The 12,739-nt window shown below is 53.2% G+C and carries 12 protein-coding genes, 16 tRNA genes and 1 rRNA gene; 3 read left to right on the forward strand and 26 right to left on the reverse strand.

The features are described from left to right. The first annotated feature begins 29 nt into the window (after positions 1-29). A complete protein-coding gene (gene fliD, locus I8J30_RS24700; protein WP_210662705.1) occupies positions 30-1,352 on the forward strand; it encodes a flagellar filament capping protein FliD in 1,323 nt (440 codons plus the stop codon). 65 nt (positions 1,353-1,417) lie between these two features. Here fliD and I8J30_RS24705 read toward each other — a convergent pair whose 3' ends face one another. Further along, on the reverse strand, positions 1,418-2,809 hold the full coding sequence (locus tag I8J30_RS24705) for a molybdopterin molybdotransferase MoeA (RefSeq protein ID WP_240548363.1): 1,392 nt from the start codon (positions 2,807-2,809) through the stop codon (positions 1,418-1,420). A 204-nt stretch (positions 2,810-3,013) separates the two neighbouring features. On the opposite strand from I8J30_RS24705, the gene mobB reads away from it, so the two are divergent. Then, positions 3,014-3,529: a molybdopterin-guanine dinucleotide biosynthesis protein B gene (gene mobB / locus I8J30_RS24715; RefSeq protein ID WP_240548351.1), complete on the forward strand. Its 516-nt coding sequence runs from the start codon at positions 3,014-3,016 to the stop codon at positions 3,527-3,529. 46 nt (positions 3,530-3,575) lie between these two features. On the opposite strand, the gene I8J30_RS24720 is transcribed toward mobB, so the two are convergent. Continuing rightward, complete coding sequence (locus I8J30_RS24720) at positions 3,576-3,896, reverse strand: L-rhamnose mutarotase (RefSeq protein ID WP_210662711.1); 321 nt, start codon at positions 3,894-3,896, stop codon at positions 3,576-3,578. A gap of 15 nt (positions 3,897-3,911) precedes the next feature. Further along, a complete protein-coding gene (locus I8J30_RS24725) occupies positions 3,912-5,426 on the reverse strand; it encodes an L-fucose/L-arabinose isomerase family protein (RefSeq protein WP_240548352.1) in 1,515 nt (504 codons plus the stop codon). 162 nt (positions 5,427-5,588) lie between these two features. Between I8J30_RS24725 and I8J30_RS24730 the strand changes: the two genes are divergently transcribed. Continuing rightward, positions 5,589-6,461 carry an AraC family transcriptional regulator gene (locus I8J30_RS24730; RefSeq protein ID WP_210662712.1) on the forward strand — a complete coding sequence of 291 codons (873 nt, stop codon included), beginning with the start codon at positions 5,589-5,591 and terminating at the stop codon, positions 6,459-6,461. 67 nt (positions 6,462-6,528) lie between these two features. On the opposite strand, the gene I8J30_RS24735 is transcribed toward I8J30_RS24730, so the two are convergent. The 23 genes from I8J30_RS24735 to I8J30_RS24845 all read right to left on the reverse strand — a co-directional run. After that, positions 6,529-7,206 carry a response regulator gene (locus tag I8J30_RS24735; RefSeq protein WP_210662714.1) on the reverse strand — a complete coding sequence of 226 codons (678 nt, stop codon included), beginning with the start codon at positions 7,204-7,206 and terminating at the stop codon, positions 6,529-6,531. Further along, positions 7,163-8,317 carry a sensor histidine kinase gene (locus I8J30_RS24740; protein ID WP_338044939.1) on the reverse strand — a complete coding sequence of 385 codons (1,155 nt, stop codon included), beginning with the start codon at positions 8,315-8,317 and terminating at the stop codon, positions 7,163-7,165. The genes I8J30_RS24735 and I8J30_RS24740 overlap by 44 nt, the downstream gene beginning before the upstream one ends. A 123-nt stretch (positions 8,318-8,440) precedes the next feature. Then, the gene (locus I8J30_RS24745; protein WP_210662716.1) at positions 8,441-9,130 is read right to left on the reverse strand and encodes a PspA/IM30 family protein; all 690 of its coding nucleotides are present in this window, start codon (positions 9,128-9,130) and stop codon (positions 8,441-8,443) included. Position 9,131: 1 nt separating this feature from the next. Continuing rightward, positions 9,132-9,602, reverse strand: coding sequence for a PspC domain-containing protein (locus I8J30_RS24750; RefSeq protein ID WP_210662718.1), 471 nt, complete (start codon positions 9,600-9,602; stop codon positions 9,132-9,134). After that, positions 9,602-10,294 (reverse strand): PspA/IM30 family protein, encoded by a 693-nt coding sequence (locus tag I8J30_RS24755; protein WP_210662720.1) that lies wholly within the window; start codon positions 10,292-10,294, stop codon positions 9,602-9,604. The genes I8J30_RS24750 and I8J30_RS24755 overlap by 1 nt, the downstream gene beginning before the upstream one ends. 48 nt (positions 10,295-10,342) lie before the next feature. Next, a complete protein-coding gene (locus tag I8J30_RS24760; protein ID WP_210662722.1) occupies positions 10,343-10,636 on the reverse strand; it encodes a LiaF transmembrane domain-containing protein in 294 nt (97 codons plus the stop codon). 344 nt (positions 10,637-10,980) lie between these two features. After that, positions 10,981-11,062: transfer RNA gene (locus I8J30_RS24765), tRNA-Leu, on the reverse strand. Positions 11,063-11,069: 7 nt separating this feature from the next. Further along, positions 11,070-11,146, reverse strand: a tRNA-Arg gene (locus I8J30_RS24770). Between the two features lie 23 nt (positions 11,147-11,169). After that, positions 11,170-11,243, reverse strand: a tRNA-Cys gene (locus tag I8J30_RS24775). Between the two features lie 8 nt (positions 11,244-11,251). Continuing rightward, positions 11,252-11,326: transfer RNA gene (locus I8J30_RS24780), tRNA-Gly, on the reverse strand. Positions 11,327-11,332: 6 nt separating this feature from the next. Further along, a tRNA-Gln gene (locus tag I8J30_RS24785) sits at positions 11,333-11,407 on the reverse strand. Positions 11,408-11,434: 27 nt separating this feature from the next. After that, positions 11,435-11,510: transfer RNA gene (locus tag I8J30_RS24790), tRNA-His, on the reverse strand. Positions 11,511-11,526: 16 nt separating this feature from the next. Continuing rightward, positions 11,527-11,600, reverse strand: a tRNA-Trp gene (locus I8J30_RS24795). Between the two features lie 9 nt (positions 11,601-11,609). Continuing rightward, positions 11,610-11,693, reverse strand: a tRNA-Tyr gene (locus I8J30_RS24800). A gap of 4 nt (positions 11,694-11,697) precedes the next feature. Beyond that, a tRNA-Thr gene (locus I8J30_RS24805) sits at positions 11,698-11,773 on the reverse strand. A 22-nt stretch (positions 11,774-11,795) separates the two neighbouring features. After that, positions 11,796-11,871: transfer RNA gene (locus I8J30_RS24810), tRNA-Phe, on the reverse strand. A 14-nt stretch (positions 11,872-11,885) separates the two neighbouring features. Next, positions 11,886-11,962, reverse strand: a tRNA-Asp gene (locus I8J30_RS24815). Between the two features lie 37 nt (positions 11,963-11,999). Then, positions 12,000-12,076: transfer RNA gene (locus I8J30_RS24820), tRNA-Met, on the reverse strand. Positions 12,077-12,106: 30 nt separating this feature from the next. Then, positions 12,107-12,182 (reverse strand) — tRNA-Val (locus I8J30_RS24825). A gap of 78 nt (positions 12,183-12,260) precedes the next feature. Continuing rightward, positions 12,261-12,335 (reverse strand) — tRNA-Glu (locus tag I8J30_RS24830). Between the two features lie 5 nt (positions 12,336-12,340). Further along, positions 12,341-12,431 (reverse strand) — tRNA-Ser (locus I8J30_RS24835). A gap of 7 nt (positions 12,432-12,438) precedes the next feature. Next, positions 12,439-12,514, reverse strand: a tRNA-Asn gene (locus I8J30_RS24840). A gap of 107 nt (positions 12,515-12,621) precedes the next feature. Further along, positions 12,622-12,739 (reverse strand): 23S ribosomal RNA (locus I8J30_RS24845); the annotation flags it as partial.

Below are 12,739 nucleotides of genomic sequence, written 5' to 3' on the forward strand. Positions count from 1 at the left end.
GGTTTGAGATATGATCGGAGGGCATTGATATGGTTATGCCGTATGCTATACCCGCTGTATTCGGAACCGTACGAAGGACGCAAGAGCCCATCATTCCGATAGAACGGTATGCGCTGTACCCGAATTTCAATTCATGGCCATTCACACGTCAACAACGGAAAGCCCCAACGGGATCAGGGAATTTATTCAGCTCCATTGCCAGCTTCGGCTTGCCCAAACAGGCCCAAGAAACATTGAAGGCTGCCGCAGGAAGCTCGGCTGCGTGGCTGGCTCAAGGAAACAAGGTAAAAGCTGCTGTCACGGACATGATGATGAAGGATAAGTCCGCTTTTGGCAATCGGATTGTGACTGTATCGGATAACGTGGATAACAATATCGTGACGGGACAAGCAGCTTTCGGTGCTGAATGTTCCCGGTACGACATTCAGGTGGATGCTGTGGCACGGGCTCAGAAGAACATAAGCTTTGCCTTGACCAAGAATGCTCCCTCCATAATGGGTGCAGGAACACATACGTTTACCATCCAAGCAGTGAATGAAACGAATGCATTATCGATTACCATTAGACCCGGAGAAACGAATGAAAAAACGCTCGGCAAGCTCCGCGATCTCATAAACAGCGCCAAGCTCGGCGTGACCGCTTCCGTTCCGGAGGATCGGACAACCGGTACCGTGAAATTAGAGCTCTCCGCGAATGAAACCGGTGAGCAGTCTGCTTTCGAAATCAAAGATCAACGCGGCGATCTTATTGCAGCCAGCGGGATTGGACGTCCTGCAGTGAATGCTTCAGATGCGAGGTATCAGGTAAATGGTGAACCTTTCATTGATTCGTCGTCGAATGACATTTCCCTGCAACAAGGGAAAGTAACCGTACCGCTTGCGAAGCTGAATGCACCTGCTGCCTTCACCGTAATGGTGGAGCATAATGTTGATGCGGTAACCAAGCAGCTCAGCGAGATTGTCGATGAAGTCAATACGCTTCAATCCATCTATGAGGGTGCGGCCGGCTACTTGAACCCGATGCTTCGGAATCGGATCGAAGACGCCGTACAGAGCTCCGGTTCTGGCGTTATCGGCTTATCCCATGCTGCGGATGGCAGCTATAAGTTGGATAAGGAGAAGCTCGAGACCGCGATGCAGACGCGGCCCGATGAAGTGAGACGGCTTCTAACGGGCAGAAGCGGCTTAACCTCGCGATTGAAAGAAGCGCTTGATCGTTTTACCGGCCTGCCGACGGAGGCCTTGATTAGTTCGAAGGCCGGCGGATTTCAGTCTTTTACGCTGTACGGTGCTTCGTCGAAGTCGTACCTGCAGCTGCCGCTGGGCGGACTGTATGTGAACTCGTTTATGTGATCCATAAAACCCGCCGGTCGTGGAGCCGACTTTGATGTCGCGGCTTTCATGATGGCGGGTTTTGTTTATAGCAGAATAATATCGACGATCGTGTCGGCCGGCGTTCCTTCAGGGCTCGCCTTCAGACGAATGAGTCCGTCGGCCTCCGGGATGGAGGCCATCATGCTCGATTTGCCGAACGCCAGCGGGTCGGCGTAGAGCATCCCCTCACGGGAGAAGAGCCGGGTGCGCACGAATCGCTCGTGCGGACTGCCTTTCTCAAAAGGGGACGCCAGCTTCGCCGTCACCTGCTTCGGCAGCGATTCGTTCGCGCCCGCTCCTTGCAGGCGCTGAATGGCCGGCTTCGCGAATAGTTCGAAGCCGACGAAGCACGCTCCGGGATTGCCCGACAGCGCAAGCAGCAGCTTGCCGTCGATGACGGCCGCCGAGGTCGGACTGCCCGGCCGCATGGCCACTTTGTTGAACAGCAGCCGTGAGGCCTGTGGAAGTGCGGGTTCGGGCAGCGGAGCTGTGCCCGCCGGCATGAACGCCGGAGCTTCGCCGGTGGCTGACACGGATTGCTGTGCTTGCAGCGGAGCTATGCCCGCCGGCATGAATGCCGGAGCTTCGCCGGTGGCTGCCGCAGTATGCGGAAGCGATGGCGACTCGGTCGCGCCGGCGGTCGGCTCTATACCGCGAAGCAGGCTCGCGATGACATCATAATCTCCCACCGACACGCCGCCGGTTGTGATGATGAGGTCACTCAGCGCCAGCGCTTCTGCAAGCGCACGAGCCGTAGCTTCCGGCTCGTCTGGCACGCGGGCCAGCACCAGCGCTTCGCCGCCGCATTGTTCCACCAATGCGGCGACCATGGCGCTGTTGCTGTCGCGGATGCAGCCCGGCGCGAGCGCCGCCTCAACCGGCAGCAGCTCTGCGCCGGTTGCCAGCACCGCGACGCGCGGGCGCGCATACACCGGCACGTCGGCGTAGCCAAACGTGCCGAGCAGAGCGACGTGGCCCGGCCGCAGCCGCGTGCCGGGCTCCGCAATGACGCTGCCGCAGCGAAACTCCTCGCCGCGGGGCGCGATGTTCTGCCCGGGCTCGGCGGCGCGTTTCACGTGCACCGCCGGCAGCCCTTCATCCCAGGCGTCCGCCGTCTGCTCCAGCATGACGACGGCATCCGCCCCCGGGGGCACCGGTCCGCCCGTCATAATGCGGACGGCCGTCCCCGGCGCAACAGCAGCCGAGGCGAGCTCGCCCGCGGCAACTGAACTAACAACGCGCAGCGTCGCCGGTGTACTCGGCGACGCCGACGCCGTATCCGCGCTGCGGACGGCGAAGCCGTCCAGTCCGGATCGCGCAAAAGGCGGCCAGTCCGTCGTCGCCGTAATCGCCTCCGCCAGCCGCCGACCTGCGGCTTGCCGCAGCGGGACAAGCTCCCGCCGCCCCGGCACAGCCGCTTCCAGCACGAGCCGCATTGCTTCCTCCACTTTGACTGCGCGTCTACGATAACGCGCCTCTCCCTGCGGCTGCTTCACGTATGCTTCTCCTCCACTCACTCGATCTCTTGTCCCACCATTGTATCAGAATGAGGCAAACCCGCGATACCGCTTATGTTATACTCAAGGCAACATCCTAACCTCGACAAGCAACGAGCCATTCTGAAACAAGGAGTACCCGTCATGACAATGCATGCCGAATCACTTCGCCGCTCTACCCCATTCGTCCTTCAAATCGTCGGCTACAAAAACAGCGGCAAAACCACCATGGTCACCCTACTCACGAAGCTGTTAAAACAAGCCGGCTATACTGTGGGTACCGCGAAACATGACGCCCACGACTTCACGATGGATACGCCGGGAACCGATACATGGCGGCATCAAGAAGCCGGCGCCGATATCACCGCGATCAGCTCATCTGCCCGCACTGCCATCATCAGCGCGCGCGCTGAGCCGCTTTCCGCTCTGCTTACACATATGCAGCATGTCGATATCGTGCTTGTCGAAGGCTTTAAGCAGGAGCATTATCCCAAGCTAATTCTTCTTCGCTCACCGGAGGACGAGTCTTTGCTTACCCTGACGAATCCCATCATGACAGCCGTCTGGCCGCAGGCCAACCCACGCTTACTCCCCCATGTCCCGCACTTTGATATTAACGATATCCCAGCCATCTATAATCATCTGCTCACGCACCTCTAACGCAAAAGCTGCTCCGAAAGTCAACTTGACTCTCGGAGCAGCCGCATTATTTTGTATCCCTCGAATAATGAAACGCCTCTGAAATCTCGTGTACAATATTTCCATCCTCATGCTTTATCAGCAAATCCGCCATAAACTGCTGCCACCGAATGTTCGCAGGATGCGTACTCAGCGTCTGCATCGCCTGCTCGAAATCTTCTACCTCCATATAAGCGAACAGCCTGCCGCCGTCGATGAAAATACTGTACGTTCGAATACCGACCTCCCCGAAGGCCTGTAACAGCTCCGGATCGACATTCCGATGCCGTTCGATATACGCCTCGCGATCGCGCTCATCAATTTGCAAAATAAAAGAAACCCGCTGCATCGCCGCTCACTCCTTTTATTTGTTTTTGCACAACGTCACATGACGAAGCTGGAGCAGCTCCGCTACTTTCTTGAACTGAGCCGCTTGATTGCCGACCGCAATCGCGCAATGATGCGTCGGCGCTTCGGCAAACCATTTCTCCATATAGTCGTCGGGATGAAGATCGAATTTCACATGCGTCTGCGTATTGCCGATCTGCATGATTTCCCCATTTGTCGCTTGACCTTCACTCGCAATCAGCGCCAGTTTGCCGTCGCCGGTTTGTGTCACATTCAGTGTGGTTATGGAGCCCCGCTTCACCTTCGCTTCTACGGATACCCCTGTCCCTTTCTTCCCATGATACAGCCCCATCCCGCGCAAGATCGGTTTCTCGCTCGCGATTGCGATATGGAACGGCCCGTCATGTCCGAGCAAAATCGTTTCATCCTCATAATCAACCACAACGATTTCGGAGAAACTCCCGCCGGTTCCGAGGATATCGCATATTTTCATCCCAATCGCTGTCTTCATATCCCCTTCGCCTGAGCATGGAATTCCGCGTGCGGTTAACAGGGAGTGGCCAACGATAAAACCAGCCTGCAGCTTCTCGTACTCATTCCCGTCCTGGCCGTGATAATAGTACGTGAGCGCGTCCAAGTCATAGGCACGCACCAGCTTTTCCTGCGCTACCGCCACCTTCGCCGACCATTCCAGCTGCTCCCGGGTTGGTTTCTTGGCAATGGGATCCGAAGGGGAATCCCCGCTAATCTCAAACATTTCTTCCACTTCTTCAAGCTTTGCTTCAATCTCCTCCTGCGTCACTTCCTTCAGAAATCGATCGAGGTCGCACATCTCCAGCACCTCCACATGCAGCCCTAGCTGAGCTTGGAGCATCGCGAAATCGCTGTACATGTCGAGCATCCCGCTGTACGTATTCCCGAGAAAACCAAACCGCGCATGGCGCAGCGTCCGAACAACGCCTGCCGCTTTAATCCATTCCTCGATCTCGCGCAGCGCCTTTATCGCCTCGGGCCGATCTTGAGTTACTTCATCCGTCAATGAAATAGCCGGTGTATAGTCGAGCCCAAGCAGCCCATTGATGACGCGGAAGCGAATGCCGGCCCGGTTGAAGGCATTCGAGATTTCAGGAACCGGACAAGCCACGCAGTGCGCGAGCCATTCGCCTGTCGTCGATCGCGCATAGTTGATTCGCGCCGTCGGCTGCAAATTCAAGACGATCACCGGTTTGCTGCAGAACTGATGGACAGGCAGCACCGTCGAACTCGTGGAATAAGTAGCTACATGGCAGAAAACAAGATCGACGTTCTTCTCATTGAACCATTCCCCTGCCTGCCGCCCCTTGCCTTCCGAGTCGACCAGCCCGAAATTGTAGACTACACCATGCTGAGACATCTTTTTCTCCAAATGGCTGCCGTACTCCGTTAGCCGCTCTCGAAGACCGGGAAACTGCGGCCAGTAAGCTTCCAGGCCGATCGAGTATAAGCCGATGCGAGGTTTTCTTGCTGGCTTGATAGGGGTGAGCAAAGACATCGTCGTTTCCTCCCATGTATAAATAATAGATTTATACATTCATTGTAATTCGTATGATATTAACTAACATCGCGCGATATTGCTTCAAAATAACAGAATATTGCTATCTTTCCGAATGCATTGGATAATGGAGGAAATAGACTGCTGCGAAGGAAGTGGACTATGCCGCAATATACAGAGCATGCCTCTCACAGCTGGACTCCGGATTCCGTCCGTCTCATTACTTCGCCCAGTGTTGCAGCCCGATCGGCGCTAATGTATGTGCAGGAAGTCGGCTATTTTTGGACGCATCCGCCGTACTTCACAGAACGTCAGCATCTGCCTTCGTATCTGCTCCTCTACACCGTCTCCGGCGAGGGACAGCTCGAGTATGGCGGGCAAACCTACAGCTTACAGCCTCATTCGCTGTTCTTCATCGACTGTATGGCGCATCAGCATTATCGAACGGCCGAGCATAACCATTGGGAGTTCGCTTGGGTTCATTTCTATGGCTGGGCCAGCAAGCATTACTACGAGCTGTATGCGCAGCAAGGCGATCCCCGACTGCAACTACTGCAGCAATCACCCCTTCTCGGGCAAATCCGAGCCCTAATCGATATCCACGAGAACAAAACCGTACATACAGAGTTGCTGGCCTCCAAGCTGTTGACCGAATTAACAACCGAGCTGATCCTGTCCGCTCATGTCAGAGATTCCGATTCCGACGCCATGCCCTCCTATATTGCCGATGCCGTACGCGAGATGGAACGTCGCTACTCCGAACGATTGCGGATGGATGACTTGGCGAGGTCACTTGCAGTGAGCAAATATCATTTCACCCGTGAGTTCAAGAAACATATCGGGATGTCGCCGAATGACTACCTGATTTATCTCCGCATCGTAAAAGCCAAAGAGCTGCTCCAATATACCGCTCAATCCATCGCAGCCATTGCGGATGAAATCGGCATCGACAATGTCAGCCATTTCATTAACCTCTTCAAAGCGCGGGAAGGTCTGACGCCCTTCGCCTTCCGTAAGAAATGGAGAACGTTATGACAACCCCTTTTCCCGCCAAAAAAGGCCGTTCCCTGAAATCCAGGAAACGACCTTTTATTTCTAAGTACTACTCCGCTAATCCATGCTTATGCGCATATATAGCTGCCTGCGTCCGATCATCCACGCCAAGCTTCGCAAAAATATTCGTGACATGGAACTTCACCGTCTTGATTCCGATGAACAGCTCCTCGGCGATCTCTTGGTTGGATAACCCTTTTGCCACGCATTTCAGCACGTCCATTTCCCGGTCTGTCAACTGGTCGTGGAGAGGACGAACGGCCTCAGCCTTCGGCTGACGGAACCGGTTCATCATCTTCGCGGCAACCTGCGATTCCAGCACGGACTGCCCTCTTGCCGCAGCGCGGATCGCATCGGCAATTTCATTTGCACGGGACGTTTTGAGCAAATAGCTGAACGCTCCGGCTTCAATAACCGGATACATTTTGCCATCATCTAAGTAACTGGTAAGTACGATTACTTTGCAATCCGGATATAACTCCAAGAGCTTGCGGGTCGTTTCGACGCCATCCATGCCTTCCATCACCAAATCCATCAAGACGACATCCGGCCGATACGCTTGCGCCAGGCGGATTCCTTCCATCCCATTGCTTGCTTCCCCTACGACTTCAATGCCATCCTCTGTATTCAGCACAGCTGCAAGCCCGATACGAACCATTTCGTGATCGTCCACGAGCAATACTTTAATAGGTTGTTCGATGCTGTCCATTCGTTCGATCGCTTCCATTCGGTGATATTCCTCCTCCATCATGCCCTGCCGCAGGCACCCATATGTCTATTAGTACGCCATTTCCCGGTGAAGTTATTAGTTTTAACGAGCCCCCGAGCACATTGACGCGCTCCTCCATCGTTAATAATCCGTAGGAGGTTTGCTTCTTTTCCTCCAGGTTAAAGCCGGTTCCATCATCCTGCAAGGTCAGCCGTACATAAGCTCCGGCGTGCTGCAAATAGATATTGAGATGCTCTGCCTTGGAGTGGCGGAGTGTATTGGAGAGCGCCTCCTGAGCGATGCGGAACAAATGGTCTTCTGCTTCCGTATCCAGCTTGATCGTTGGATCCGCCTCCAGCGTAATCGCCATCGGCACCTTCTGCTTCAGCTCATCGATTAAGCTGTGCAGAGCTTGACCCAGATTTTTGCCGTCCAAATGGATCGGCCGCAAATGAAGCAGCAAAGCACGCATTTCCGATTGTGCTACAGATGCCATCTCCTCAATGAGCTGTACCTGACGTTTCGCTCGTTCCCAGTCCTTCTCCATCGTCCGGCTGACCGCCGTAGCGGTCATGGAGATGGCGAAGAGCTGTTGACTAACCGCATCATGGAGTTCGCGCGCAAGCCGCTGCCGCTCCTCAATGACTGCGGAGAACCGTACCTGCTCCGTCCAAGCCTCATCCTCTTCCGAGAAGGATTCAGGCGCCTGCGCCTGCCCTTCTTGGTCAGGCAGTGTCACCCGCTGACGTTTACGGCGCTGCTGTTCCGTGAGCCTCTTCATCGCTTCCCGAAGCTTCACGCTTTGCAAGTAACTATACGCGGTAGCAAGGACGAGCGAGAGGGCGATTACGGTAAGCCCGATCAACGCTGCTTTACTTTGCAGTGCAAACAGCTTCACATAACCGGTTCCTTGCAGAACCAATACAATTAAACCGAGAATAACGAGTATCCACAATACGGTTTCCGCTGCATTCCTTCGTTTCTCCGTTTGCATGGCTGAAGGCGATCCTTCATTCCGATACACCGGAAAGCGGTTTTGTGCTGCCGGTGTCGTTGCCGGTGCTGTCATCGACTTCGAAGAACGATCCTTCTCAGCCTCCGATCTCGGCGAAGACGCTTCTTCCTTCACTGCGGTACCCCCTCATCTATGTATAACCGCAGACAAGCCAGTGGTCGATGCCTGAATAGCGCATCGACCAGGTATGGCTTGTTTGTAGCTTAGTACGGTTATTGTGAATGCTTTCGTTCCGCTTTACTCGCCGGAAGGCGGGTTTAGCTTGTTCTTGAGCGCTTGCAGCTGCTCATCGATTTGAAGCTGTTTGGCAGGGTCTACAGAACCTGCTGCTGTTGCGGGTGCATTGTATGTGCCGTATGGAACACGCATGACATCTGCTTCAGCTTCCAATTGCATAATTTTCTCTTCCATCCGGCTGAAGCCGCGCGATGCGTGGCCGCTTTCGATGGAATGTACAGCAGATACTTGCGCCATTTGTTTCTTCGCCTTCGCCATTTGGGCACGGGCAGCCAGCTCATTGCGTTTGTTGCGAAGCTGGTAGTATTCATCTTTCATGCCGTGCAGCTGCGTCATGAGATCATCTGCTTGCGTTTTCGCGCTAGCGTGCATCTCTGTGTATTCCGCCGTTTTCTGATCGAAGAAGATTTTCTCTTCCAGCAGCTTGCGTGCCAATTCCTCTTGACCTGCACGAAGTGCAGTCTCCGCTTTCGCTTCACGGTCTGCACCGCTGCGTACCGCCTCATCCAGGCGCTGCTTCATGCGGCGCTCACTTGCCATTTGTTTGGCTACAGTGAGCTCAGCCGTATGGATCTCAGCCTCCATATCGCGCAAGTACTGATTAAGCATCACAACCGGATCTTCCATTTTATCAAGCAGCTCATGTAACGATGCCTTCGTCATATCTTTCATTCTTTTGAAAATACTCATGTTAAAACTCTCCCTTCTCATGTTTCGCTAATTTAGCACGAAGCTCTTCGATTTCTTTGCGCAATGCACGTTTCTCCAAATCTTCCATCATGGCATCTATATTAGAAGCCGACTGCGCCGGCGGCGACTGCCAATTTGCTCCGCCTGAAGCCGGTGGCTGAGGCGGTGTGTTGTACGAGCTCTTATAACCAAAACCATGATCCTGTCCCGGGTAATGGCCGCCTTGCGGTCCGTTATTCCAATTACCGCCGCCGTTATAACCGCCCGGTCCATATCCGCCATAGTGGTACGGATCTTTCGGGACAACCAATCCAGCCAGAATATAGACAAGTATTAATGCACCGCTTGTAAAGACGGTCACCACGATCAGAAGAATCCGCAGCAGCGTCGCATCAACATTCAGCATTTCGGCTAAACCGCCGCATAAGCCAAAGAGCTTCTTGTCGCGGCGCGAACGATACAGTTTCTTCATTACGGCTTCCATCCTTCCTGTTGTAATTTACGTTTTAATTGCTCCATTTCACGTTCGATGACGTTCTGCAGCGTATGTCCCGCCTCAGCAATAAATTCTTGCCCTGCTTTACGTAGGTCACGCAAGCTGCGTGCTTCCAGCTCCATATCCGAAATCCGGTCTTCCAGCTTGCGGAACATTCCGCTCGGCTGTTGTCCTGCCGAACCAAATGCGCTGCTGCCTGAATAACGCTCATTCATGCGCTGCTGTAAGCGAAGCGATTCCATGCGTGCGGCAAAATACTCACGTTTCTCATACACCGTTTGATACTCACTGCGCAGCTCGCGCAGCTGTTCTTCCAATTCTCTCGTGCTTTGCAGCGATTGATCATAAAGCTCACGGTACTGCAACGCGCGTTCCTCGCTGGACGCTTTCTCCATCAATGCGATGCGAGCCACTTGCTCCTCGCCGGCCTTCAGCGCGATTATGGCTTGCTGTTCCCGCTTTTCTTTCAACTGCTCAGCCTGCAGCCACTGCATTTTCAAATGATTGTTATGACCGGCGCATTGCTGATAGAGCTTCTCTGCTCCGATAATCTCTTCTCTTGTCGACCAGAGAAACTGATCGATCAGCTTTACGGGATCTTCTGCTTTCTCAAGACGCTCATTCAGCGTCGCAACCGTCATATCCCGCACTCTCCGCATGATACTCATCGTTCTTGCCTCCTTCGTCCACTGCTATAATCCTTTGTGGTTCAAGCGTTAGATACTGTTTCTACGTTTTTTGAATAAGGAGACGCCCCATACGATAAGTCCTACTGCGAGCAGCAGTGCGAACAATCCTGCTAATTTACTCATCAGCAGAATAGCTCCGACTACGATCAGAATGCCGCCGATGATTTTGCTGTTATTACGAATACCTACCACGCCAAGACCGATCAAGATGAATGGCATGATTAGACCGATAATCCAGTTTAAATTGATACCTACAAACTTCATGACAATCAATGCGCCAATCACGACTAGAATTGCACCTAATGCAGATTTTCCGTTCATTGTTTGTGTCACCGCCTCTCATTGTTTAAATGCTGGTACTTCTCATTACGCCTTGCTTCATTCATTTGTTTCGTTTCTTGCTTATGTTCTTATTCTAGGTTGTTTCAGCGGTTTCCAAAACGGACTCGCGACGGTTTTTGTTACTGGACCTCAGGCGGGGAATGCGCCGACCTTAAGGCTGAACGACAAAATGGTCCATTCTGAGGGATTCAGTACAGACCAAGACTTTAGCTGCTATACCGTTTGTCTCTCACTCACCGGTCGGCAAGTGCATTACCGATCATACATGTAATACAACAAAAAACCTGTAAGATCATAGATCCTACAGGTTGTCTTATTCAATATGGTGCCGGCGAGAGGACTCGAACCTCCACGGTTTCCCTCACGATTTTGAGTCGCGCGCGTCTGCCATTCCGCCACGCCGGCAAATTGATGGCGTGCCCTAAGAGATTCGAACTCCTGACCTTTTGATTCGTAGTCAAACGCTCTATCCAGCTGAGCTAAGGGCACATATTTCAAAGAGTAAAGAATTGTGGAGGCGCCACCCAGACTCGAACTGGGGGTAAAGCTTTTGCAGAGCTCTGCCTTACCACTTGGCTATGGCGCCATAAAAGATGGAGCGGAAGACGGGAATCGAACCCGCGACCCTCGCCTTGGCAAGGCGATGCTCTACCGCTGAGCCACTTCCGCATAAAATGGCTGGGGATCTAGGATTCGAACCTAGGGATGACGGAGTCAAAGTCCGTTGCCTTACCGCTTGGCTAATCCCCAACGCATAAGTGTACATTGTAGTTGTTATGGGGCGACCGATGGGAATTGAACCCACGAATGCCGGATCCACAAACCGGTGCGTTAACCACTTCGCCACGATCGCCATACAACTAATTAATTGGCAGGGGCAGCAGGAATTGAACCCACACCAACGGTTTTGGAGACCGTTGTTCTACCCTTAAACTATGCCCCTAAGATTAAATGGTGGAGGATGATGGATTCGAACCACCGAACCGTGAGGAAGAGATTTACAGTCTCCCGCGTTTGGCCACTTCGCTAATCCTCCATAATGGTGCCGGCGATAGGAGTCGAACCCACGACCTACTGATTACAAGTCAGTTGCTCTACCAACTGAGCTACACCGGCATATGGACTTCTAGTTTAAAAATGGTGGCTCGGGACGGAATCGAACCGCCGACACGAGGATTTTCAGTCCTCTGCTCTACCGACTGAGCTACCGAGCCGAACTTTGAAGAAATGGCGGAGCCGACGGGATTCGAACCCGCGGTCTCCTGCGTGACAGGCAGGCATGTTGGGCCACTACACCACGGCTCCGCGTTATTAATGCTCGGTATGTACTACCGAATTGTTTTGGTTGCGGGGGCAGGATTTGAACCTGCGGCCTTCGGGTTATGAGCCCGACGAGCTACCGAGCTGCTCCACCCCGCGTCATTAAAAGGTACTTCTTATGAAGTTAAATGGTGGAGGCTGACGGGATCGAACCGCCGACCCTCTGCTTGTAAGGCAGATGCTCTCCCAGCTGAGCTAAGCCTCCGTGTTGAGCGACAAGTAATACTATAACTCATTTACTTGTGTCAATGCAAGTCTTTTTTTGAAGAATTTTTAAAGAAAATGGTGACCCGTAGGGGACTCGAACCCCTGTTACCTCCGTGAAAGGGAGGTGTCTTAACCACTTGACCAACGGGCCATATCTGGCGGAGAGCGAGAGATTCGAACTCTCGAGACGCGGTTAGCGCCTACACGATTTCCAATCGTGCTCCTTCGACCACTCGGACAGCTCTCCAGATGAATGGCTCCCCGAACAGGACTCGAACCTGTGACAACTCGATTAACAGTCGAGTGCTCTACCAACTGAGCTATCAGGGAACAGTATAATTCAGGAACTTATGTCACCCTGAAAACTGGATACGAACCTTTGCGAAGGTTTTGTTTAGCTGATTTTGTCCGAAGTTGAACATCCGAGCGAATGTTCGTAGGATAAGCCCTCGACCGATTAGTATTCGTCAGCTGCATGCATTGCTGCACTTCCACCTCGAACCTATCAACCTGATCGTCTTTCAGGGGTCTTACATACTGGGAAATCTCATCTTG

The sequence above is a fragment of the Paenibacillus lignilyticus genome (genome assembly GCF_017942085.1).
Taxonomy (GTDB): domain Bacteria; phylum Bacillota; class Bacilli; order Paenibacillales; family Paenibacillaceae; genus Paenibacillus_Z; species Paenibacillus_Z lignilyticus.